Genomic DNA, 22,097 nt, shown 5'->3' with positions numbered 1-22,097 from the left:
CAACCATCCCCTCCCCTGTTTGCCCAAATAGGTAGCGGTTTTCCGTTGTCCTCGGTCACGATAGGTACGTTTTTAGGGCGGTACAGCCTATAGAGGGTCGTGCGGCTGAGCGGAACAGGAAAGTGTCGTAAGGGGCATTATTTCCTTTCAAAAGTCCCATTCGGAATTAGGTTGGCGTAGCGGTCTGAGGCCGCCGTTTGCGACGGCGTCAGGCACGGAGAAGTCGTAGCGGCCGAGGAAATTGATGTGACGCCAAGATATCGGCGAGAGCCGAGCGATATCGGCGGGCAGCGGCGGCGTCCCGGCCTCGCTGAGTTGGCGCACGGTTTCCTGCATGTAGACAGCGTTCCAGTGGACGATGGAGTTGAGGGCCAGACCGAGGACCCCAAGCTGCTCCTCTTGGCCCTGACGCAGAGGGCTTCTGATTTCGCCCCGATCGCCGTGATGGACGCGCCGACCGAGCTTGTGGCGCAATTCCTGCCGGTTGAGCTGAAACAATATTCGTCGCCGGAACGGCCGGTCATCGATGTATCGCAGGATATGCAGCGTCTTGATGATGCGGCCGAGTTCAGACAGGGCCTTGGCCAGCGTTGTTGGGCGGTCTTTGACCTGCAGCATTCGCATGACGCCTGCGGCCTTGAGGTGGCCGAGCTTGAGCGATCCGGCCAAGCGGATAAGGTCGGACCAGTTTTCCCGGATCAGATTGATTTTAACCCTGCCCCAGGCGGTCTGATCGAACGGCCCATAGCTCGCCTGGCGGTCGATACGCCAGAGTTTGGCGTCGCCGATGTCCGCCAGACGGGGGCTGAACCGGTAGCCCAAGAGCCAGAACAGACCGAAAATGGCGTCGGAATAGGCGGCGGTGTCGGTCATGATCTCCAGAGGATCGAGCTCGGTTTCCTGCTCCAGCAGGAGAGCCAGGACGACCAGGCTGTCGCGCAACGTGCCGGGGATGACCGCTCCGGTCAGACCGCTGAACTGATTGGAAATCATGTTGTACCAAGTGACGCCGCGCTCCTGGCCGTAATATTTGGGGTTGGGCCCGGCGTGTATGGCGCTCGACGGAGCGACAAAACGCATGCCGTCGGCGCTGGCCACCTCGCCTGCGCCCCAATGTTGGACGATATCCAGACGACTGTGAGCGGAAACGATCGCGGCGTTGGCCGCGGCGATGGTCTCGGGCCGAATGAAATTCTGACCGACCCAAGAAAGACGGTCGCGACGCAGAGCCGCAAATTCCGGGCGCACGATCGGCTCAAGACCGATGTTGCAGGCGCCGCCGACCAGGGTCGCGCACAGGCTTATCTCGAAGTGCTCGACGGTGGCCTGACGCTCGCTCAGATGCGTAAAGGACTTGGCAAATCCGGTTCGCGCCATGACTTCAAGAAAGATGTCGGGCATTCCGGCCTTCGGCATGCGCGTTTGGACGGCGGCGCGAAGTGCTCGAAGGCTCTCGGGTTCATCAAGCTTGTCGAGGGGCGTGACCACAATCCCCATCTTGTCGGCGACCGTCTCAAAACGCAGGTCCGGATTGTCGCCGGCGCGCGCAACGACATGTCGATATGCCTCGTCGAGAAGGCGGGAGAGACCGTCAATCTCAATGTCGGCTTCCAGAGATCGGCCCAGGGCGCGTGCTACCATCAACCTGGAATTGTGCCAGGACTCGCCCTCGAGCATCCCGCGCCGGGGATCCCCGTATCGGATGCCGGGCTTGGCGAACACATCGCGACGCTTGATCGCCAGACGCCACGCATCGATGATCGCGAAGACATAGGCCTTCGGGTCGCGCATCCTGCCATCGTCATCCAGGACATGTTGCCTCCACGCCTTCGAGACCGCAGCGATCGGTGCGCCGCGCATCTTGACGAGAGAGGACCAGTCGTCCACGCCCTTGAGGTAGCTGATCGCGGCCTTGACGTTTTTGCCACCTGGGGCAGCGTCGGTCTCGATGCGGGTAGCGATTTCAAAGAACAATCGCCGGGCGCTCCGCCATTTTGTTCGCAGTTGATCATAGGGCTTGGTCTCCGCGGGCTTGGCGATCGCCTCCACCTTGGACATGGCGGCCTCGATGTCGGGACGGGGCAACCGCTCGAAGAGCACATCTCGCCATTCATTGAGGGGCAGGGCGTCGTCGGTCAAAACCAACAGACCCATTGCGTGGAGCAGCATCGCGGCGCCATCGAGATCGCGCAGACTGCGCAGGCGGGCCTGTTTGTCGGCGGCTTCAGCCCCTTTCACCAAGTCGGCGAGCAGAGCCTCGGCCAGCTCGGCGGCGTCGTCCTGGGCCGCCGCTTCGAGCGTATGGAAGAGCGCGGCTACGGTCGCGGTTCGACGAGGCTCCTGAAGGGCGGCGATGGCCGAGGGCTTGCCGACGCGCGCTACCCGCGCGAGCCGCTCAAGGGTTGTGGCGGGAACGCCCCGCGGTGGCGCCGGCCGCAGATTGAACGCCCGGACCGCATCGAGCCGATCAAGGTGTCGGAAGAGTTCGGTCGGCATGCGCTTGGAGGGAACGGTCCGGAGCGCGTCCAGGGCGGCGAACGTGGATGTGTCGCCATCGTCAAACAGCGCGGCGATGCGCACGCGCTGGTCATCGCTCAAGCTGGCGACCAGATGGCGCCAAAGCCTGGTCCGCGCACGATCGCGGATCCTGCCAACCAGGCGCTCGACGACCGTGACGCCCGGCAGCAGCACCTTGTTGGCGATCAGCCAGGCCGCAGCTCGATCAATCAGGGGGCCGGGCCGATCGTCGCCGCTCCAGCAAAGGGCGTAGAGCCATCGGGTCAGCCGGAAACGTGCCACCGCGTTGTCGCCAAAGTCCGTGAAGCCGCAGTGCGTCCGGATGAGCGCGAGGTGCCGGATGCGTCGGCTTCCCGCAAAATAGGCGTCCACGTCCGTGCCGGGTTCAAGAGCGAGTTGTTCGATCACGGCCGCCAGGACCGACGCTGGGATCTCGGCGGGCGAGACTGGAAATGCGCCCAGAAACCGGGCGCTCGTCAGCATCACGGCAAAGCCGAGCCGATTGTGGTCGCCGCGCAGAGTTCCAATGAGGTCGCGATCAGTTTGGTCCAGATGGAAATATCGCGCGAGTTGATCGGCCGACGGTTCGCCATCAAAGCGGGCAAAGCCCTGACGCTGGGCGTCAGTGAGGTGACGGGTGGGCATACCGTGCGAAACTTTCAACTTTTGCGAAGGGGACGGCCCATGCCGATAAACAAGGCGAATTTCTTCGCAAAACATATGTGCGAAACAAAATTGTTTTGCAGTAACTTTCGCACAATATCTGGAGCAGTCGCATGAAGCTCGGCTACGCGCGCGTTTCCACCGAGGATCAGAACTTGGAAATCCAGCGCGGTCGGCTCTCGGAGGCGGGCTGTGAAATGATGTTCGAAGAGAAAATATCGGGGGCCGCTCGTGGCCGGCCCGAGCTTGAAAAGCTGATGGGTCACCTGCGCAAAGACGATGTTCTCGTCGTCGCCCGCCTCGATCGTTTGGCGCGATCCACCATCGAACTCCTGCACATCGCGGAACGCATCAAGGAAAAGCAGGCAGGATTACAATCGCTTGATGAACCTTGGGCCGATACCACGTCCCCGTCTGGCGTGATGATCATGACCGTATTCGCTGGGATCGCCCAGTTCGAGCGGACTCTCATATTGAGCCGAACCGAGGAGGGGCGAAAGGCGGCGATGGCGCGCGGTGTGAGCTTCGGACGCCCAAAGAAAATGCGCCCAGATCAGGCGGAGCTCGCTCGCCAACTCGTTCTCGAGGGTAAGTCCATTAGCGCCGTCGCAAGGACCTTCAACGTTCACCCGGCCACCATCTATCGCTGTATCGAGCCAAACAGTGCCTTATGACACTTTCCTGTTCCGCTCAGCCGCACGACCCAAATCCCGGTATTACGGGATAAACCAGATTATCCTGTGCAGCTAGCGAGGTGCCGCCGGTCAGCATCGTTGCCGCGAGCAGAAATGTGGCGAAAGCTCTTTTTGGCAACCTTGCTCTCCTGTTGGACGGTAGGCGCTGCATAAACTCTCCAGAAGTGGGAGCCTACGCCTACGCAACACTGAACTGGCCCATCATTCCATTATCCTCATGTTCAAGGATATGGCAGTGATACATGAAGGGAGCGCTCTTGGCCGGCTGATCAAATCGGATGAGAAGCTCCACCGGTTCCTTGACGAGGACCGTGTCGCGCGGCCCCTGGTCGAGAACATCGGGCTGCCCGCCACCGCGGGTGAGAACATCAAAGTGGACGCCGTGAATATGGATCGGGTGGCGCATCATTTCGCCAGACACCTCCCATATTTCGGTGGAGCCTAGCTTCACCGTCTCATCGATGCGATTCATGTCGAATGGCTTGCCATTGATCGTAAGGCCGCCACCGCCGCTTCCTGAGCCCATCATGCCGCCCATGCCCATGTTGAGGCTCAGACGGCGACGGCGCACCGCCTTGCTGGCGTCGGGCCCAGTTCGTGATGCCAGAAGGGTCGGCACGACGCCGCTGGCACGAGCCTGTCCCAACGGCCGTGGTTCAAACCGCAGCACGGTCGCTGGTGCCGCGGCATCGGTCCTTCGGGCGCCACGCCCCATCATACCCATGCCGCCCATCATCGAGCTGTTGGTATCAGCCGCCGTCACCAGCGAGGCGGACCTACCGTCCGTGAAGTCCACGAGAAGCTCGGCACGTTGGCCCGGCGCCAAGGTTATGGCTTCCAATGCCACTGCGTGTTCGAGCAGCCCCCCTTCGGTTCCGATCCAGTGAAAGCTCCGCCGATCGGAAAACGACAGCTCATAAATCCGCGCGTTCGATGCGTTGACGAGCCGCAGGCGAACCAACCGATTTGGCACCGCCGCCAGCGGATTCACCGCGCCGTTCACAAGGATCGTGTCGCCGCGCCGGCCCTGCATGGCGACCATCATGCCGCCTGGCATGACAAGGCGACCATTTTCGAACTGGCGATCCTGGATGAGCAGGGGCAGATCGTCCACGCCATATTCTGACGGGAGCCCCAGGCCCTGCTCTTCGTCGTCGGTTACCAGCAACGCCCCAGCCAGGCCCGAATAGACTTGCTCGGCCGTCAACCCATGGACGTGTGAGTGATAAAGGAGGGTCGCTGCGGGCTGCCGGATCGGGAGCGTGGGCCGCCAGGTCGCGCCCGGCGCGATGATCTGATGGGGGCCGCCATCCAGCTCTCCGGGGATCAGAAGCCCGTGCCAATGCACAGTCGTGTCCGCGTTGAGCCCGTTGGTCACGACAGCCGCCACGTCGTCGCCACGGCGCACCCTGATCGTCGGTCCGAGATAGCTGCCATTATACCCGAGCGTGTCACTCGGCCGGCCTGGATAAAATGAAGTCGTTCCGGACTGGACCCGTAGCGCGAATGAGCGGCCAGGCCGTGCGTCCAACAGCGGCGGCATCGGAAGCGGGTTTGCACCTCCCCCGCCGAGGCCCGGCGTGGAGCGCGAGCAAGCGGTGGTTGTGGACCTATCGGCGTTCTCGAAAATCGGCATACTAATCAATATGTTGCAACAAGACACGGTGGGAGTGGAGCCGTTAATAGGGGTATGTAATTCGCCTCGACTAGTCGAAAATTCGGTGTGCCCGTGCCGATCCCGCAAGGGACCGGACCTACACGCTGATGCATGACTTTCATGACTCATCGCCACTGCAACAACAAGGGCTGACCTCCGATGAGCCTGCGGACCGCAGTCGTCAGGTTTCTGAGGCCAGCCCCCATCTCAATTAGTGTCGGCCTCAGATTGATCTGTGGCGGCAGACGCGAACGATACAGGCCGATAGCGCAGACCCGGATGCGATCACGCGCGCCGTGAGCGAGGCCGTCTCGGCGCTCGGTGGTCTTGATATTCTCGTCAATAGCGCGGCGATCGGCCATTCCGGTCTGATCGCCGACCTCGATGTGGCCGAGTATCAGAAGCTGATGGACGTCAACGTGCGAGCACCAGTGCTATTCGCGAAGGCCGCCATTCCGCATCTCTCCGCTGGGGGGCGCATAATCTCGATTGGGTCGGGGCTCGGCGAACGCGTCCCATTTCCGGGCGTAACGGCCTATGCGATGTCCAAGGCCGCGCTTACGTCCTTCACTCGCGGGTTGTCACGTGAACTCGGGCCGCAGGGCATCACCGTGAACCTCGTGCAGCCCGGATCTGTGGATACTGACGCGAACCCCGCAGACGGCCCGGCGGCAGATTTCCAACGGAGTTTGACGTCTCTGGGCCGCTTCGCCAAGCCGAGTGAAATCGCGAATGCGGTCGTGTTTCTATCAAGTCCCGCGGCGAGTGTAATTACAGGCGCCACCTTGACCGCCGACGCGGGCGCGATCGCCTGACAGCGGGCGCTCGGTAGCGGTTGGGCGCGAAATCGGCGTCAGGGGATCAGCACGATACGGCCGAGGACCTTGTTGTCCTCGGCATACCGATGGGCGGCCCCTGCCTCGGCGAGCGGAAACCTTCTGTCGATTGGCACGGTGAGACTGCCTTTCGCAACGTCGGCGAGCATCATGTCGATGGTTTGGCGCACCGCTGCACGTGACAGGACGGTTCCCATGAATACGCCGATGACCGTTTGATTTCGCTGCACCGCTGGCCAAAAATCCACTGTCAGAGCCCCGCCGCCGGCATTGCCCACGGACACCAAGACTCCTTCGTCGCGGAGCGCGGCGAGGGATGTCGCCAAGGTGGAACCTACCGGATCGACGATGAGGTCAACGCCTCGGCCGCCGGTGAGGTCACGGACCACGTCCACGACCGATTCGACGTTATGGTCGATTACACGCGATGCACCGAGCTCGATGACGCTGCGGACGCGATCCTCACCGCTAGCGACGGCGATTACGGTCGCGCCGGCCTGGCGGGCGAGCTGTACTGCCGCGACCCCGACACCCCCCGCTGCACCTTGGATGAGGACGGAGCTTCCGCTTGAGAGCCGCCCTCTCGCGAACAGGCAATGATGGGCAGTTCCGAAGCCGATCGGGATCGCCGCGGCTTCTGCTACGCCTGCGCCTGCGGGCAGCAGCCAAGTCTGATCTGTCGGAACTGCGCGGAGTTGGGCGTGGGATCCATCCAAGCCCCATGAGGTAACTCGGTCGCCGGGCTTGCGGTCCGTGACCGCGTCACCGATCGCCACCACCGTGCCCGCTGCGGCATAGCCGACGACATATGCGGGGTGCCCCGGCGGCGAACTGCGACGGTTGATCAGGTCTCCGCCCTCAACGGATATCGCCTCGACCTGGATCAGGACATCCCGCGAACGAATTTTGGGGTCGGGCACGTCCGTGTAGCGAAGGACTTCCGGTGGACCGTTATGATCGTAGACAGCCGCTTTCATCGTCGTTCCTTTCGATGCGCGACGGACCGAGGCGGTTGCGTAGGAATTGCTGGGACCGGAACGCAAATTTATCTGCATGTGGCACTGCCGATCACGATCCGGTAGCATCGGCGAACGTGCATCTGTGTTGCATAATCAGGAGCGCTGCCGCCGACATCAATCGCCATCGGTGGAGTTAGGTGCTTCCTCAGCGTGCGCAGCTGCTGTCATCAGTGTTCCCCTATCGGCGACGGAGTTTTCAGGACGCGGGACTACCGAGACGGTGTTGGCAACGCCAAACTCCGGCACAAAACGCGGCCGTCCGAAGCGGATATTGGCATGGGGGAGTGATGTTTGCCGAATATGATCTTGGATCTGCGAAATCTGCGCTGCGCGATCGCGGCGGCGGAAACTGGCAGTTTCGATGAGCGAGAGAGATGCTGGCATTGTCCCAATCGTCACTCAGCCGACGCATTCAGCATCTTGAGCACCGATTAGGCGTTCCCCTGTTCAAGCGAAGTCGAATTGGTGTTTCGCCCACAACGGCAGGCGCTGCCTTCTTGGAACGGGCAATGGCCGGCGCCCAGCAATTAGATCTCGCCGCTCGTTACGCAGTTGCTGTCGACAGTGGGGAGGCGGGGCAAGTCCGCATCGGAGTTACATCATCGCGCACCGGCGGGTTGTTTGGTGATGTGCTGCGTCAGTTTAAAGCTCTATTTCCATCGGTGAACATCACCCTCACGGAAGATACGACGAGTAGGACAAGCCATAACGTGGCCATGGGAACGCTCGACGTCGCCTTCGCTGATGATGCCGAACGAAAAGGTATCGATAATCACGTCCGTGGGTCCAGGTCCATCACGAGCGCAATGGTCCGCGCATTTTGCTGATCCATAGGTCCGTTCCTCGACCTGCGGCAAGGGGTCGAGAAACGGCCTACGCGTGGGTGGTCGTGATCTCCATTGCGAAAGCCTCTGGCCGAACAACAAGATTTGCTCACGCCAGTCCGAAATTGCCTTGGCTCGCGTCCGACGTGCTGCTTGTCGGGCGGAATATCGGCGGATGGCTCCTCGCAAATATGACAGGAGAGATAGCAATCCTGTTTTGATCGGCCTGGATGCCGAAGCTCTCGGTTTGATCCATCTGCCAAGGTGAAACCTGACGATACGGGTGTCCGAATACACCTGTTCTATTTCGTTACAGTTAGCTGAGACGCGTTCCCCCAACCGTGGTCATTTTCCAGCAGATTGGACAATCTCCGATTTGGCACGCTTTGTGCTTAGGGGTTACCAACTATGATATAATGGAGGGAGAGGATAATGGGTAATCTCAATAAAGGTTCGCTTTTGAAGGCGGCCCTGTGGGGAGGCGTTGCGTTGTGTACGCCGATGGCCAGCACGGCGGCATGGGCGACCGACGTTGATGCCGGCGACTATGTCGCACTGCCGCCGGGATCCAATCTGGCCATTGTCTATGCGCAATTTGCCGAGCGCGACGCCATTGAAGGCGGCCCTGTGGGGAGGCGTTGCGTTGTGTACGCCGATGGCCAGCACGGCGGCATGGGCGACCGACGTTGATGCCGGCGACTATGTCGCACTGCCGCCGGGATCCAATCTGGCCATTGTCTATGCGCAATTTGCCGAGCGCGACGCCATCTATGCCAAGGGCGACAAGCAGCCGGGTGATCCCGGATTGGACTCGACCGTATTCATTCTGCGCGGAGTTCACTATATGGACATTGCCGGCCTGACGGTCGACCCGCAGTTTCTGCTTCCGCTCGGTCAGCTGGAAGGGAAGGGCGATACGCACGCTTTGGGTAAAAGCGGCGGCGCGGCCGGCGATCTTATCCTCGCAGCCACCGTTTGGCTGGTGAACAAGCCCAAGAGCAATACCTATTTCGGTATCACGCCATTCGTCTATGTGCCGACAGGATCATATGATCGCACCCGCCCCCTGAACCTGGGCGAGAACCGTTGGAAGTTCGTGCTCCAGGGCGGCTTCGTTAAGGGGGTCACGCCCAAGATCTCGATCGACCTCGTCGGCGACGTGACCTTCTATGGCAAGAATAACGACTTCGGCTCGTCTTCCGCGCGTCTGACGCAATCCGCAAGCGGGCAGTTCCAGGCTTTCGCCCGTTATCAGCTCAAGCCGAACCTCGATTTCCGCGTCGGCGGCTCGTTCGTCACGGGTGGCGAGACGAGGATCGATGGCATCAGGCAGCAGGATCAAGCGAGCAATTGGAAGGGCAATGTCGGAATGGCCTGGTTTCCGGCGAAGACCGTGCAATTGCTCGCCACCTACGGCCGCGACATTTCGGTGAGGAGCGGATTTCGGGAATCGAACCGCCTCAATTTGCGTCTTCTGAAGGTCTTCTAAGTATTTGAGAGAAAGAACAAAGACATGTCGATCATCTTTTTCGGGCGGGGAAAGCCGGGGCGAATGGCCCTTGTGGGGGCGGGCTTCCTCTTGCTGGGTACGACACTGAGTGGTTGCTCGCGGTCGAACGAAGCGAGCAACCGGGCACCCGTCGATACCTCGAAAATCGCCGGGAAAATTAACGGTGACTTTATTGTCAAGAACGCTGCGACTTCCGAGGAATGGCCCAGCTACGGCCTCGACTATTCGGAAACGCGCTTCAGCAAGCTGTCCCAGATATCCACTGACAATGTCGCCCGACTGGGTTTGGCCTGGACCTATGATCTGGGCTCGACCCGCGGCGTAGAGGCAACGCCGCTTGTTGTGGACGGGATCATGTACGTGACAGCATCCTGGAGCGTCGTGCATGCAATCAATGTACGGACGGGGAAGCAGTTGTGGACGTTCGATCCGCAAGTGCCGCGCAGCGCGGGCGGCAAGGGGTGCTGTGACGTCGTGAACCGGGGCGTGGCCGTCTATGAGGGAAAAGTCTTCGTCGGAGCCTTCGATGGTCGTCTCATCGCGCTTGATGCGGCGTCCGGCGCCAAATTGTGGGAAGAGGACACCAGACTATCGCCGGACTCGCCAGCCACCATCACCGGCGCGCCGCGTGTGTACAAGGGCAAGGTCATCATTGGTAACGGTGGCGCGGAGCTGGGGTTGCGTGGCTATATCACCGCCTATGATGCGTCGTCGGGCAAGAAGCTCTGGCGCTGGTTCACGGTCCCGGGAGATCCATCGAAGCCGTTTGAGAACAAGGCGATGGAAGCCGCCGCCAAGACCTGGGACCCCAGCGGACGCTATTGGGAGGCGGGCGGTGGCGGCACCGTCTGGAACAGCATGGCGTTCGATCCGCAGCTCAATCTCATGTATATCGGCGTCGGAAACGGGGCGCCTTGGTCGCGCAATCGCCGCAGTCCCAAGGGCGGCGACAATCTCTATCTCGGATCGATCGTCGCGCTCAATCCTGATACCGGCGAATATGTCTGGCACTATCAGGAGACGCCGGGGGACAACTGGGATTACACGTCGACGCAGGATATGATCCTGGCCGACATGACGGTCGACGGCGCGCCGCGCAAAGTGATCCTGCATGCGCCCAAGAACGGCTTCTTCTTCGTCATCGATCGGACAAACGGCAAATTCATCTCCGCGAAGAATTTCGTGCCGGTGAACTGGGCCTCGGGCTATGACAAGGCGGGCAGGCCTATCGAATTGCCCGGCGTCCGCTCGGCCACGCCCTATGAGATCATTCCCGGTCCTTTTGGCGGGCACAACTGGCATTCCATGTCGTTCAATCCGGCTTTGGGGCTGGCGTTCATTCCCGCGCAGCATGTGCCGCTTTCGCTGGCGGACGATCCGAAATGGAAATATCGCTCCAACATTCCAGGCCAGCCCATGAGCGGCATCGGTTGGAACACAGGCAGTTTGCTGGGAGGCGCGGCGACGAAGGCCAAACCCTTCGGTCGCCTGATCGCATGGGACCCGGTGCGCCAGAAGCAAGTCTGGAGTCAGGAACAAGTTTCGCCGTGGAATGGTGGCACGCTGACCACAGCGGGGAATCTGGTGTTCCAAGGAACCGCAGATGGGCATTTCGTAGCCTATGATGCGCGCAACGGCCATAAAATGTGGGAGTCGCCGGTAGGCAGTGGCGTCATCGCGGCTCCGATCACCTACCAGATCGATGGCAAGCAGTATGTCTCGATTGCGGTGGGTTGGGGCGGTGTTTTCGGTGAGTCCCAGCGCGCTACCGACCGCAGTTCGCCTGGTACGGTCTACACCTTCGTCATCGGCGGCAAGGCGCCGTTGCCGCAGTTCGGAAAATATGAGCAGGGGGAACTGCTCTCGGGCGTGCCCTATGACAAGAAGGACGTCGCTCCTGGAGGCGCACTCTACGTCAGCAACTGTCTGTTCTGCCATGGCGTTCCTGGCGTCGACAAGGGAGGCAATTTGCCCAACCTGGGTTATGCGCCCCGCGAGGCGATCGCCAATCTTGAAGCGTTCGTTTTCGAAGGTGCGATGGCCGAGCAGGGTATGCCCGATTTCAAGGGCAAGCTTACCGCAGAGGACGTCAAGAAGCTCAAGGCGTTCATTCAAGGCACTGCAGATTCTGTGCGCGGACAACCTGCCGCGAGCGCAAAACCGAAAAAATAGGCTCGCTTAGAGAGGATGACCGGCGGTTTCGGCGCCCGCCGCCGGTCATCCGATCCTTTGTGAAAAGGCGGCGACAAACGCTTGCGCCGGTCAGGACTGAAGACCGGCGACCATGGGGCGCTCTGGATGCCCTGCATATTCGATTTTCCCACGTATGTGGCTGGAGACAAGCATGTCTGATTATAAGTTGCTGATTGGGGGCCAACTCGTGGAGGGCGATGGCACGCTCGAGGTCATCAACCCCGCACTCGGCGAAGCGTTCGTGACCGTGCCGCGCGCTTCAGCGGCTCAGGCCGACGAAGCCATCAAAGCCGCCAAGGCAGCCTATCCCGGCTGGGCCGAGACGCCCTTCGCGCAGCGCCAGGCCAAGCTCATCGAGCTTGCCGATGCCATCGCGGCCGATGGCGACAATCTCGCGCGCCTGCTGGTGCAAGAACAGGGCAAGCCCTTTGCCGAGGCCCAGGGGGAAGTTGCGTGGACGGAAGGATATCTCCGGCACTACGCCACTCTCGAGCTTCCCGACCGGGTCATACAGGACGATGAGCAGGCCCATATCGTCGTCAAGCATCGGCCGCTAGGCGTGGTCGTCGGGATCATCGCATGGAACTTCCCGCTGCTCGTCGCCTGCTGGAAGATCGGTCCCGCCGTGCTGGCGGGAAACAGCATCATCTTGAAGCCGGCCCCTACCACGCCCGTCACCGCCCTTGCATTAGGCGCGCTGTGCCGAGACATCTTCCCGGCGGGCGTGGTCAACATCATCACCGACGATAATGACCTGGGGCCGCATCTCACCGCCCATCCGGATGTCGCCAAAATTGGCTTCACGGGTTCGACCGCCACCGGCAAGCGGATCGCGGCGAGCAGCGCTGATACGCTCAAGCGCGTCACGCTCGAGCTGGGCGGCAACGATCCGGCCATCGTGCTGGAGGATGTCGATGTGCGTGAGACGGCGCTGGCGATCTTCAACGGCGCGTTCCTCAACTGCGGACAGGTCTGCCTGGCGGTGAAGCGGGCCTATGTGCATGAATCGATCTACGAGGCGATGTGCGACGAATTGGCAAGGCTGGCGCAGGAAGCCGTCGTCGATGACGGACTGAAGCAGGGAACGAATATCGGTCCGATCCAGAACCGCGCGCAATTTGAAAAGGTGAAGGGATTCCTGGAGGCGGCCCGGCGCGACGGCAAGATCATCGCCGGTGGCGAAGCCATGGAGCGAGCCGGCTATTTCATCCAACCGACCATCGTCCGGGATATCAGCGACGGCCATACGATCGTGGATGAAGAGCAATTCGGACCCATATTGCCGGTCATCGCCTTCTCGGATGTGGACGACGTGGTACGCTGCGTCAATTCCTCCGAATACGGCCTGGGTGGATCCATCTGGTCGAAAGATGTCGAGCGCGCCGCGGCGATCGCCGAGCGTATCGAAAGCGGTCAGATGTGGGTCAACCAGCATATCGCGATCGGCCCGCACATCCCCATGGCCGGCTTCAAAAATTCCGGCCTGGGTGTCGAGCAGTCCGTCGAGGGCCTCGCCGAATATACGCAGCTCCAAGTGATCAACATCAAGAGGTGACCGTGCTCTCAATTGCGAAAGGCGCGGCTGATGTTCCGCTGCTGGAGATGACGCTGGGAGAAGCCCTATCGGTGGCTGCCCGGCGCTGGGGGAGTGAACTGGCATTGGTTTCCCGGCATCAGAATATATGCTGGAGCTGGCAGGAACTGAACCGCGAAGCGGAACGGGTCGCGTGCGGACTGCTCGATCATGGGGTGCGTCGCGGCGATCGGGTCGGCATCTGGGCGCCCAATTGCGCCGAATGGACCGTGATTCAATTCGCGACCGCCAAGATCGGCGCGATCCTGGTAAACATCAATCCTGCCTATCGTGTCAGCGAAATCGAGTATGCGCTCGCAAAGGTCGGCTGCAGCGTGCTGGTGACGGCATCTGCCTTCAAAAGCAGTAACTACATCGCCATGCTACGCGAGATCGGGACGCGTAGTTTACCTGACCTTCGCCTGGTGATTTCGCTTGGTGAGCAGGCACATGACGGTTTCATTCCTTGGGAGCAACTGCGCGTGTCGGCGGATCCCCTGCTGCTGGGCGCGGCATCGGAAAGTCTGCGACCGGACGATGCCATCAACATACAATTCACCAGCGGCACGACGGGTTTTCCAAAGGGGGCAACGCTTACGCATCGCAACATTCTCAACAATGGTTATTTTTCGGGACAAACCATCAATCTCACCGTCAAGGACCGCATCTGCATTCCGGTTCCGCTCTATCATTGCTTCGGCATGGTCCTGGGTAATCTTGCATCCGTGACGAGCGGGGCTGCGATGATCTACCCCGGAGAGGCTTATGATGCGCGGATGACACTTGAGGCGGTGCGAGATGAACGTTGTACGGCGCTTTACGGAGTGCCGACCATGCTGATCACGATCCTCAACCATCCGGACCTCGATCAGTTCGACGTCTCGTCCTTGCGCACCGGGATCATGGCGGGCGCCCCTTGCCCGGCGGCCATGATGGAGCAGATCATGGATCGGTTGAACATGCGCGAGGTGACTATCGGCTATGGCATGACCGAAACCAGTCCCCTGACGACGCAGACGTCGATAGACGATCCCGTCGCAGAGCGAGTGGCGACGGTGGGCCGCGTCCACCCTCATGCCGAAGCAAAGATCGTAGGGTTGAACGGCGAGACATTGCAGGTGAACCAACAGGGCGAATATTGCTCGCGCGGATATGCGGTGATGCAGGGATATTGGAACGATCCGGAAAAGACCGACGATGCCATCGACGCGGAAGGATGGATGCACTCGGGCGATCTCGCGGTGATGGATGAGCGGGGCTATGTTCGCATTACCGGCCGCATCAAGGACATGATCATCCGGGGCGGCGAGAATATCTATCCGCGCGAGCTCGAGGAATTCCTGCTTGGCCACCCGTTGATCGTCGATGTGCAGGTCTTTGGCGTCAGCGACGCTAAATTTGGTGAGGAAGTCTGCGCATGGGTCATAGCGCGAGCCGGCCATCGGCTGAGCGCCGACGATGTGATTGCCCACTGCCGGGGTAAGATCGCCCACTACAAGGTTCCCCGCTATGTCCGCATCGTCGAGGGCTTCGCTATGACGGTCACGGGCAAGGCGCAGAAGTTCGAGATGCGCAAGACGATGGAAGCTGAACTGGGCTTGGTGGCTTGAGTATTCCTCTCCCCTTGAGCCACTATGGTCGGCCAGGCGCATGTGTCGCCTGGCCGACCATTTTTGTGATCGCCAGGCATCGATCTGTTTCGGCACGATCGGATCTTCCAGAGAAGGAGAGATGGTTGTTCGCGTCCGTCGAACAAGCTAGCATGACGGGCGATAAAGATGTTCGAATGGAGAGAGGGATCAGCGCCGTCCGGTCCAGGCGCCGGGCACCCCACCGTTCGGAAAGACAACGGTACGAGAGGCAATCCATGAATCTGGAACAGGTCCGCCAGACAAGGAGGGCACGAGATCTTTTCTTCTCGGGCGAGAGTATCGTGTCGCAGTGGGTGCCCGAGCCGATCACGCGTTCCTGGGAGCGATCAAGACGCCTGGGTTTGAGCGCGTCCGACAAGAGGTTGTTCGACATGGCGGCGCCTGGCGAACGCCGGATCGCCACAGAAAGGGGTGAACGGCTCATTCGCTATGCGATGCCGGAGATGACACGGCTTTACAAAGCGTTTCACACGCAGGATTGGGTGCTGGCCTGCCTTGACGTCAGCGGATTTGTCATTTGCTCGATCGGCGACGCCGAAGGGCCGTGCCGCGAACTGGAGAGTCTTTTCCGGAACGGGGTTTCCCTCAGCGAAAGTGCGATCGGCACCGGAGCGCCGGGATGCGCGCTCGTGGAACAGAAACCCTTTATTGTCCACGCCAACGAGCATTTCCTTGACGAGATTCATGGCTATTCTTGCGCGGCCGTTCCTCTGTTCGACGTTAACGGGGACCTGATCGGCGTCTTGAATGCCACCTGCCGCAGCGGCAGGGATCTGTCATCAGTTTGCGAGGCGTTGCGGGTTGCCGCCCGAGCCATAGAAAATCATATGCTGCTTGACCTTCCGGGCGCTCTGCACGTCTCGTTACATTATCACCCTGACCTGCTTCGCACGCCCTTGGCTGCCGTTCTCGCTTTCTCGGAACATGGGCAATTGCTCGGTGGGAACCAGATCGCGCGCAAGCTGCTTGGGCATACGCGTTCGGCGACAGAGTTCGATCACATGTTCGACCTGCCTTTTGCGCGTGCGGTTGACGAGCTTAGCGGCCGCAATGCCGAACCGATCGTGACAGACACGCCGGCCGGCATCCGCGTCCACCTCAGTCTCGCCCGCCATGCAGATGACGTTATGCGGGTTGGTAAGGCGCTCTTGCCGCCGCCCTCGGGCAAGCGTTCGTCTCATGCCTCTTCTGACATGTTCTGTTCCGATCCCGCCCTGCTGGACACCATTGGCGACGCGAAGCTGGCGTTCGCTCGTGATATTCCTGTTCTCCTAACCGGCGAGACGGGAACTGGAAAGGAGGTTCTTGCGCGGGAGCTGCACGCCTCAGGGCCGCGGCGAAACGGGCCGTTCGTGCCGGTAAATTGTGCGTCCATTCCCGACGGACTGATCGAGGCCGAATTGTTCGGATATGTGGAAGGGGCGTTTACCGGCGCTCGCCGGGGAGGCGCTCCGGGTAAATTTGAGCAGGCCCATGGTGGAACACTCTTCCTGGATGAGATCGGGGACATGCCGCTCTCGCTACAGGCTCGTCTTCTGCGGGTTCTGCAGGAGCGGGCCGTCATGCCGGTGGGCGGATCGAAGGACAGGCCGATCGATATCTCTCTGGTCTGTGCGACCCATCGTGACCTCAAGGCGCTCGTCGCCACGGGCGAATTTCGGGAAGACCTTTACTACCGCATTGATGGACTCTGCGTCACCTTGCCCCCCTTACGCGAGCGAGCGGATTTGTCGGAACTCATAGGACAAATCGTCGATCGCGAAATCGGCGATCGTTTGACACTTTCCCTCTCGGATGACGCACTGGAATGTCTGCGGTCCTTCGCATGGCCCGGGAACATCCGCCAACTGAGCCTCATTCTTCGTCGGGCCATCGCGCTCGCTGCCGGGAGCGCGCTGATCGCGCCAAGGCATCTTCCAGAGGAGATGAGGCAAACTCGTTCGAATGTGGGGCGCGAGGTGGCTTCGCTCGAACGAACGGAGCGGGATGCGGTATTAATGGCGCTCCATCAATGTGCGGGAAATATTGCCGCTACGGCTCGTCAATTGGGGGTCGGCCGGCCGACGCTTTATCGTAAGATGCGTAAGTATAATATCGAAGTGCAGGGCGTTAAGACCATATTTTAACTCTCCATGACGTGTTAGTTGGTTGCGCATTAGCCTTACCGCAAGGTTTTTCGGTTATTTGCGCGAAACAGATAAATGAGAATCATTACGTAGATTTGATCTGCATCTGCGACTTGCTCGGGCAATGTTGAGTGATATCCTGCTCATCTCATGCCGGCGCATGCTGTGATCTAACTCAGCTCTGTTAAGCCCGGGTTTCCGCGGCGTCGGCACATGCGTGCGACGCGCGATGGCCCAATCAACGAAAGCTCCAAACTCCAGAGGGCGTGGACGCATCATGAAAGACTATCTGCTGCTGATACTTCTGCTGGTGCCATCCGGAGTGCTGGCGCAGCCCCCCGATGATGCAGGCGCCGATGCACCTTCGATCATCGTAACGGGACAGGGGCTGGGCCTGCCACCCGGTACGCCCGCCTATGGATCGGTGGCGATCGACCGGCAACGGCTGCTCGACAATGCGTCGGGCCGGCTGGAGAATGTGCTGGCCAACGTCGCCGGCTCCCAGCAGTTTCGTCGGTCGGACAGCCGGGCGTCGAACCCGTCCAACCAGGGCGCGACCCTGCGGGCGCTGGGTGGCAATGCATCCAGCCGGACGCTGGTGTTGCTGGACGGCGTGCCCGTGGCCGATCCCTTCTTTGGCTATATTCCTTTCTCCGCGCTGGTTCCGGACCGTCTGTCCGTTGTGCGGGTGACGCGCGGCGGCGGGTCGGGTGCGTTCGGCGCGGGCGCTGTCGCCGGCACGATCGAGCTGGCCAGCGCCACGCGCGACCAGTTGCCGGATTTCGCTGCCAGCGCCTTCTATGGCAGCCATGACGCCGCCGAGATGTCGGCCAGCGTCACGCCGGACCTAGGCGGCGGCTATGTTTCGCTGTCGGGGCGCTGGGACCGGGGGAACGGCTTCCAGACCACGCCAAAGTCGCAGCGCGTCGCGGCGACCGTGCCCGCCGCCTATGATAGCTGGTCCACCAATTTACGCGCGGTCGCGCCGCTCTCCGTGACGTCCGAATTGCAGTTCCGCGCCACGATCTTTCAGGACGACAGGACGCTGCGGTTCAAGGGCGCGGACTCCGCGAACGAAGGGCAGGACGCCAGTGTTCGCTTCATCTCGCGCGGCGATTGGCAGGTTGATGCGCTCGCCTATATCCAGGCGCGCAACTTTTCCAATATCGTGATCTCCGCCTCCACCTTCCGCAAGTCGCTCGACCAGCGCAACACGCCGTCCATGGGGCTTGGCGGCAAGATCGAGATCCGCCCGCCGGTCGGGTCGGATCATGTACTGCGGCTGGGCGCGGATACGCGCTTCGCGCTGGGCGACATGTATGAGGACGCCTATGACGCCAATATCGCCAGCAATCCCGTCACCTTCCGCCGCCATGCCGGTGGGCAGCAGGTGACGACCGGCCTGTTCGCCGAGGACGACTGGACGCTAGAAGGCCTGGTGTTGACCGGCGGCGTGCGGGCGGATCACTGGACGATCAGCGACGGCTTCTATCATCAGGCCAACGCCAGCACCGGTGCAGTGACAGCGACCGATTACGCCAACCGGTCCGACTGGCAGTTTTCGGGGCGGGCGGGCGCGATCCTGCGCCTGAGCGGCGCGCTCGCGCTGCGCGGGGCGGGCTATACCGGCTTTCGCCTGCCGACGCTGAACGAGCTGTACCGGCCATTCGTGGTCTTCCCGATCACGACGCAGGCGAACGCGGCGCTGAAGCCCGAGCGCCTGAAGGGCGTGGAGGCGGGCTTCGACCTGACCCCGCTGCCCGGCGTGACCCTGGGCGCGACCGCCTTCTACAACCGGCTGGACGATGCGATCGCCAATGTCACCATCGGCACCAACACCCGCCAGCGCCAGAATGTTAACCGCATCGTCGCCAAGGGGATCGAACTTACGGCCAGCGCGCGTCTGGGCGATTTCGGCCTGTCGGCCTCCTATGCCTACAGCCACAGCGAGGTCGATGCGCCAGGCAAGGCGTTCGACGGCTTCGCGCCCGCGCAGACGCCGCGCAACAGCGCCAGCGCGACGCTGGCCTGGACGCCGGCGCAGGGGCCGACGCTCTCCGCGTCGGTCCATTATGTGTCGAGCCAATATGAGGATGATCTTCAGATCGACACACTGCCCAGGGCGCTGACCGTGGATGCGCTCGCGCGCTTGCCGCTGGGCCATGGCGTCGCGCTGACGGCGCGGGGCGAAAATCTGTTCGACGAGAAGGTGGTGACGTGTCAATCGGCGTGCAAACGGGACCCCCTATCGGCGCGCAAAAGGGACCCCCTTTCACGATGGCGCAAGGTTGATCGGACACGCGCCTTTGCGCTGCGCGCGGCGTAGGGAGGGCGGAGCCCGACCGGAGGCGCGCGCAGCGCAAAGCATCTTTTAATCGGAGGTCGGTGGGGGCGATCAGCTGCGGTTTTTGAAGCGCCAGCTGTCATTGCCGGTCTCGACGATGTCGCAATGGTGGGTGACGCGATCAAGGAGCGCGGTGGTCATCTTGGGATCGCCGAACACGGTGGGCCATTCGCCGAACGCGAGGTTGGTGGTGATGATGACGCTGGTCTGCTCGTAGAGCTTGCTGATCAGGTGGAACAGCAACTGGCCGCCCGAGCGGGCGAACGGCAGATATCCCAGTTCGTCGAGCACGATCAGGTCGAGGCGGGATAGCTGGGCGGCGAGAGCGCCGCTCTTGCCGATCCTGGCCTCCTCTTCGAGGCGGGTCACCAGATCGACGGTGTTGAAGTAGCGGCCTCGCGCACCCGAGCGAACGACATTGGCGGCGATGGCGATGGCCAGGTGGGTTTTGCCGGTGCCCGTGCCGCCGACCAGGACGATGTTGCGCCGAGCGGGCAGGAACGCGCCACTGTGCAGCGAACGCACCAGCCCCTCGTTGATCGGCGTGCCCTCGAACCGGAACGCATCGATATCCTTCACGACCGGCAGCCGGGCGGCCGCCATCCGGTATCGGATCGAGGCAGCATGGCGATGTGTTGCTTCCGCGCGCAGAAGGTCGGTCAGTATCTCCATCGTGGTGCGCTGGCGCTGAAGGCCGGTGGTGACCGCATCGTCGAACGCGCCCGCCATGCCCTTGAGCCCAAGCCCGCGCATCGCCTCGATCATGTCATGCCGCTGCATCGAAGGTCCTCAGCTGGTCGTAACGGGCGCAGTCGGCGATCGGCGGATGGCGCAAGGCGCTGTCTTCGGAGGTGATGATGGTGAGCGGTCGCGGCGGTTCGCGGCGCCGCGCCAGGATGTTGAGGATCAGGTCGTCGCTCGCCGTGCCGGTCGCCAATGCCTCGCGGACGGCCGCTTCGACCGGCTCCAGACCATCGGTCAGCACGGCCGACAGCACACGGACGAACCGGCGGTCGGCATCGTCGCCATTGCCAAGCTTGCGGCGCAGGCGCGCCAGCGCCGGCGGCAGATCCCAGTCCTGGAAGGGCGCGCCGTTCCGCAGCGCTCCGGGCTTGCGGGCCAGTACCGGCAGATAATGCCAGGGGTCATAGATCGTGCGGTTGCGCCCGAAGTAGCGGGGATGCTCGGCGACAACCTCCTCGCCGCAGCGCACGACAATGCGGTCGGCATAGGCCCGGACCTGCACCGTCCGCCGCGCCACCGTCGAGAGAACCGAGTAGCGGTTGCGATCGAAGCTGATCAGGCAGGTGCCCGTCACCGCATGCTCGCTCTCGTTAAAGCCGTCGAACGGTCCCAGCATCGGCTGCAGTGCCGATCGCTCGATCTCCAGCGCCTGCGCCACGGTCAGCTCGCCCTGTTCCGGGTGTGCCTGTCGTTCCGCCCAGCGCTGGCACTCGGCCTCCAGCCAGCCATTGAGCTCGTCGAGGCTGGCGAACCGCAACCGGGGTTGGAAGAAGCGGCCCCGGATCGTCTGCACCTGGTTCTCGACCTGGCCCTTCTCCCATCCCGCCGCCGGCGAGCAGGCGGTGGGCTCGACCATATAATGGTCGGTCATGATCAGGAACCGCCGGTTGAAGACCCGCTCCTTCCCCGTGAACACGCTCGTCACCGCCGTCTTCATATTATCGTAGATGCCGCGGCCCGGCACGCCGCCGAAGAAAGCAAAGCCGCGCGCATGCGCGTCGAACAGCATCTCCTGACTCTCGCGCGGATAGGCCCGGACATAGACCGCCCGCGATGCACACAGCCGCATATGCGCAACCTTCACGCGCATCGGCTTGCCGGCGATCTCCACATCCTCATGGCTCCAGTCGAACTGGTAGGCCTCGCCCGGCTTGAACATCAGCGGGATGAAGGCGGTGACACCATCGCCGGCATCCTTGCGCCGGTCGGCCTTCCAGCGCGCCGCGTAGCGCCGAACGGCATCGTAGGAACCCTCAAAACCTTCGCGCTCCAGCAGATCATGTATCCGCGTCATCCGCAGTCGCTCGCGCCTGCCGCGCACCTCGTTCTCTTCCAGCAGTGTGTTCAGGCGATCCTGAAACGGCCCGATCCTAGGCAGTGGCTGAACCTTGCGCTGATAGTCGAATGCGCCTTCCGGCGCCCGGATCGCCTTGCGGATCACCTTCCGCGACACATGCAAATCCCGCGCGATCGCCTTGATCGCCTTGCCGCCGGCATACTCGCGCCGAATCCGAACCACTGTCTCCAAAATCAACATCCCGATCTCGCCGCCTGAAAATCCAGCCGGCTGCTTAAACCATCGAAATGAGGGGTCCCTTTTAGACGCCGATCACCCCGCTAACGGGGTCCTTTTTGCACGCCGATCCACAGCATGCTGGTGTTCAACATCTTCGGCTCGCTGGCCCAATTCGAGCGTGACCTGATCCGTGAACGCACTCATGCCGGCCTCAAGGCCGCACGCGAG

Annotated in this window: 16 protein-coding genes and 2 pseudogenes; 12 read left to right on the top strand and 6 right to left on the bottom strand. The window is 61.7% G+C overall.

Features of this window, described 5'->3' with window-relative positions; translation table 11 throughout:
• Window positions 1–147: 147 nt before the first annotated feature.
• The gene (locus B9A23_RS20555; RefSeq protein ID WP_037555775.1) at window positions 148–3,162 is read right to left on the bottom strand and encodes a Tn3 family transposase; all 3,015 of its coding nucleotides are present in this window, start codon (window positions 3,160–3,162) and stop codon (window positions 148–150) included.
• Window positions 3,163–3,293: 131 nt separating this feature from the next.
• Between B9A23_RS20555 and B9A23_RS20550 the strand changes: the two genes are divergently transcribed.
• Complete coding sequence (locus B9A23_RS20550; protein WP_011950653.1) at window positions 3,294–3,854, top strand: recombinase family protein; 561 nt, start codon at window positions 3,294–3,296, stop codon at window positions 3,852–3,854.
• A gap of 199 nt (window positions 3,855–4,053) precedes the next feature.
• Here B9A23_RS20550 and B9A23_RS20545 read toward each other — a convergent pair whose 3' ends face one another.
• Entirely contained in the window at window positions 4,054–5,511 is a 1,458-nt protein-coding gene (locus B9A23_RS20545; protein ID WP_037555777.1) for a multicopper oxidase family protein, read from the bottom strand.
• A 248-nt stretch (window positions 5,512–5,759) separates the two neighbouring features.
• On the opposite strand from B9A23_RS20545, the gene B9A23_RS20540 reads away from it, so the two are divergent.
• The gene (locus B9A23_RS20540) at window positions 5,760–6,347 is read left to right on the top strand and encodes an SDR family NAD(P)-dependent oxidoreductase (protein ID WP_082734528.1); all 588 of its coding nucleotides are present in this window, start codon (window positions 5,760–5,762) and stop codon (window positions 6,345–6,347) included.
• Window positions 6,348–6,385: 38 nt separating this feature from the next.
• Here B9A23_RS20540 and B9A23_RS20535 read toward each other — a convergent pair whose 3' ends face one another.
• Both B9A23_RS20535 and B9A23_RS22520 read right to left on the bottom strand, forming a co-directional pair.
• Window positions 6,386–7,345, bottom strand: a complete 960-nt coding sequence (locus tag B9A23_RS20535) for a quinone oxidoreductase family protein (RefSeq protein WP_030540911.1) — start codon at window positions 7,343–7,345, stop codon at window positions 6,386–6,388.
• Between the two features lie 156 nt (window positions 7,346–7,501).
• Window positions 7,502–7,771: a hypothetical protein gene (locus tag B9A23_RS22520; protein WP_125723807.1), complete on the bottom strand. Its 270-nt coding sequence runs from the start codon at window positions 7,769–7,771 to the stop codon at window positions 7,502–7,504.
• On the opposite strand from B9A23_RS22520, the pseudogene B9A23_RS23570 reads away from it, so the two are divergent.
• The 9 genes and pseudogenes from B9A23_RS23570 to B9A23_RS20500 form a co-directional block, all read left to right on the top strand.
• Window positions 7,762–7,821 (top strand): annotated as a pseudogene (locus B9A23_RS23570) (hypothetical protein); the annotation flags it as partial. The gene B9A23_RS22520 and the pseudogene B9A23_RS23570 overlap by 10 nt on opposite strands.
• A gap of 75 nt (window positions 7,822–7,896) precedes the next feature.
• Window positions 7,897–8,214, top strand: a complete 318-nt coding sequence (locus B9A23_RS20530) for a LysR family transcriptional regulator substrate-binding protein (RefSeq protein WP_048939645.1) — start codon at window positions 7,897–7,899, stop codon at window positions 8,212–8,214.
• 429 nt (window positions 8,215–8,643) lie between these two features.
• Entirely contained in the window at window positions 8,644–8,901 is a 258-nt protein-coding gene (locus tag B9A23_RS22515) for a hypothetical protein (protein ID WP_139797613.1), read from the top strand.
• Complete coding sequence (locus B9A23_RS20525; RefSeq protein ID WP_137903339.1) at window positions 8,867–9,700, top strand: transporter; 834 nt, start codon at window positions 8,867–8,869, stop codon at window positions 9,698–9,700. Before B9A23_RS22515 ends, B9A23_RS20525 begins: the two co-directional genes overlap by 35 nt.
• Before the next feature lie 24 nt (window positions 9,701–9,724).
• The gene (locus B9A23_RS20520) at window positions 9,725–11,893 is read left to right on the top strand and encodes a PQQ-dependent dehydrogenase, methanol/ethanol family (protein ID WP_107917704.1); all 2,169 of its coding nucleotides are present in this window, start codon (window positions 9,725–9,727) and stop codon (window positions 11,891–11,893) included.
• A gap of 172 nt (window positions 11,894–12,065) precedes the next feature.
• A complete protein-coding gene (locus B9A23_RS20515) occupies window positions 12,066–13,469 on the top strand; it encodes an aldehyde dehydrogenase family protein (protein WP_011950407.1) in 1,404 nt (467 codons plus the stop codon).
• 47 nt (window positions 13,470–13,516) lie between these two features.
• Window positions 13,517–15,097 (top strand): AMP-binding protein, encoded by a 1,581-nt coding sequence (locus B9A23_RS20510; protein WP_049771327.1) that lies wholly within the window; start codon window positions 13,517–13,519, stop codon window positions 15,095–15,097.
• A 257-nt stretch (window positions 15,098–15,354) separates the two neighbouring features.
• On the top strand, window positions 15,355–17,265 hold the full coding sequence (locus B9A23_RS20505) for a sigma-54-dependent Fis family transcriptional regulator (protein WP_030540404.1): 1,911 nt from the start codon (window positions 15,355–15,357) through the stop codon (window positions 17,263–17,265).
• Window positions 17,266–17,542: 277 nt separating this feature from the next.
• Window positions 17,543–19,591 carry a TonB-dependent receptor gene (locus B9A23_RS20500; RefSeq protein ID WP_011950404.1) on the top strand — a complete coding sequence of 683 codons (2,049 nt, stop codon included), beginning with the start codon at window positions 17,543–17,545 and terminating at the stop codon, window positions 19,589–19,591.
• A 69-nt stretch (window positions 19,592–19,660) separates the two neighbouring features.
• Here B9A23_RS20500 and istB read toward each other — a convergent pair whose 3' ends face one another.
• Both istB and istA read right to left on the bottom strand, forming a co-directional pair.
• Entirely contained in the window at window positions 19,661–20,389 is a 729-nt protein-coding gene (gene istB / locus B9A23_RS20495) for an IS21-like element helper ATPase IstB (RefSeq protein ID WP_011950403.1), read from the bottom strand.
• Window positions 20,376–21,890 (bottom strand): IS21 family transposase, encoded by a 1,515-nt coding sequence (istA, locus tag B9A23_RS20490; RefSeq protein ID WP_041378971.1) that lies wholly within the window; start codon window positions 21,888–21,890, stop codon window positions 20,376–20,378. The genes istB and istA overlap by 14 nt, the downstream gene beginning before the upstream one ends.
• 114 nt (window positions 21,891–22,004) lie before the next feature.
• On the opposite strand from istA, the pseudogene B9A23_RS20485 reads away from it, so the two are divergent.
• Window positions 22,005–22,097: pseudogene (locus tag B9A23_RS20485) on the top strand (recombinase family protein); the annotation flags it as partial.

This window comes from Novosphingobium sp. B1 (assembly GCF_900176395.1).
GTDB lineage: Bacteria > Pseudomonadota > Alphaproteobacteria > Sphingomonadales > Sphingomonadaceae > Novosphingobium.
The sequence above is the reverse complement of the archived record's forward strand: the minus strand, read 5'-3'. Positions and strand labels throughout refer to the sequence as shown.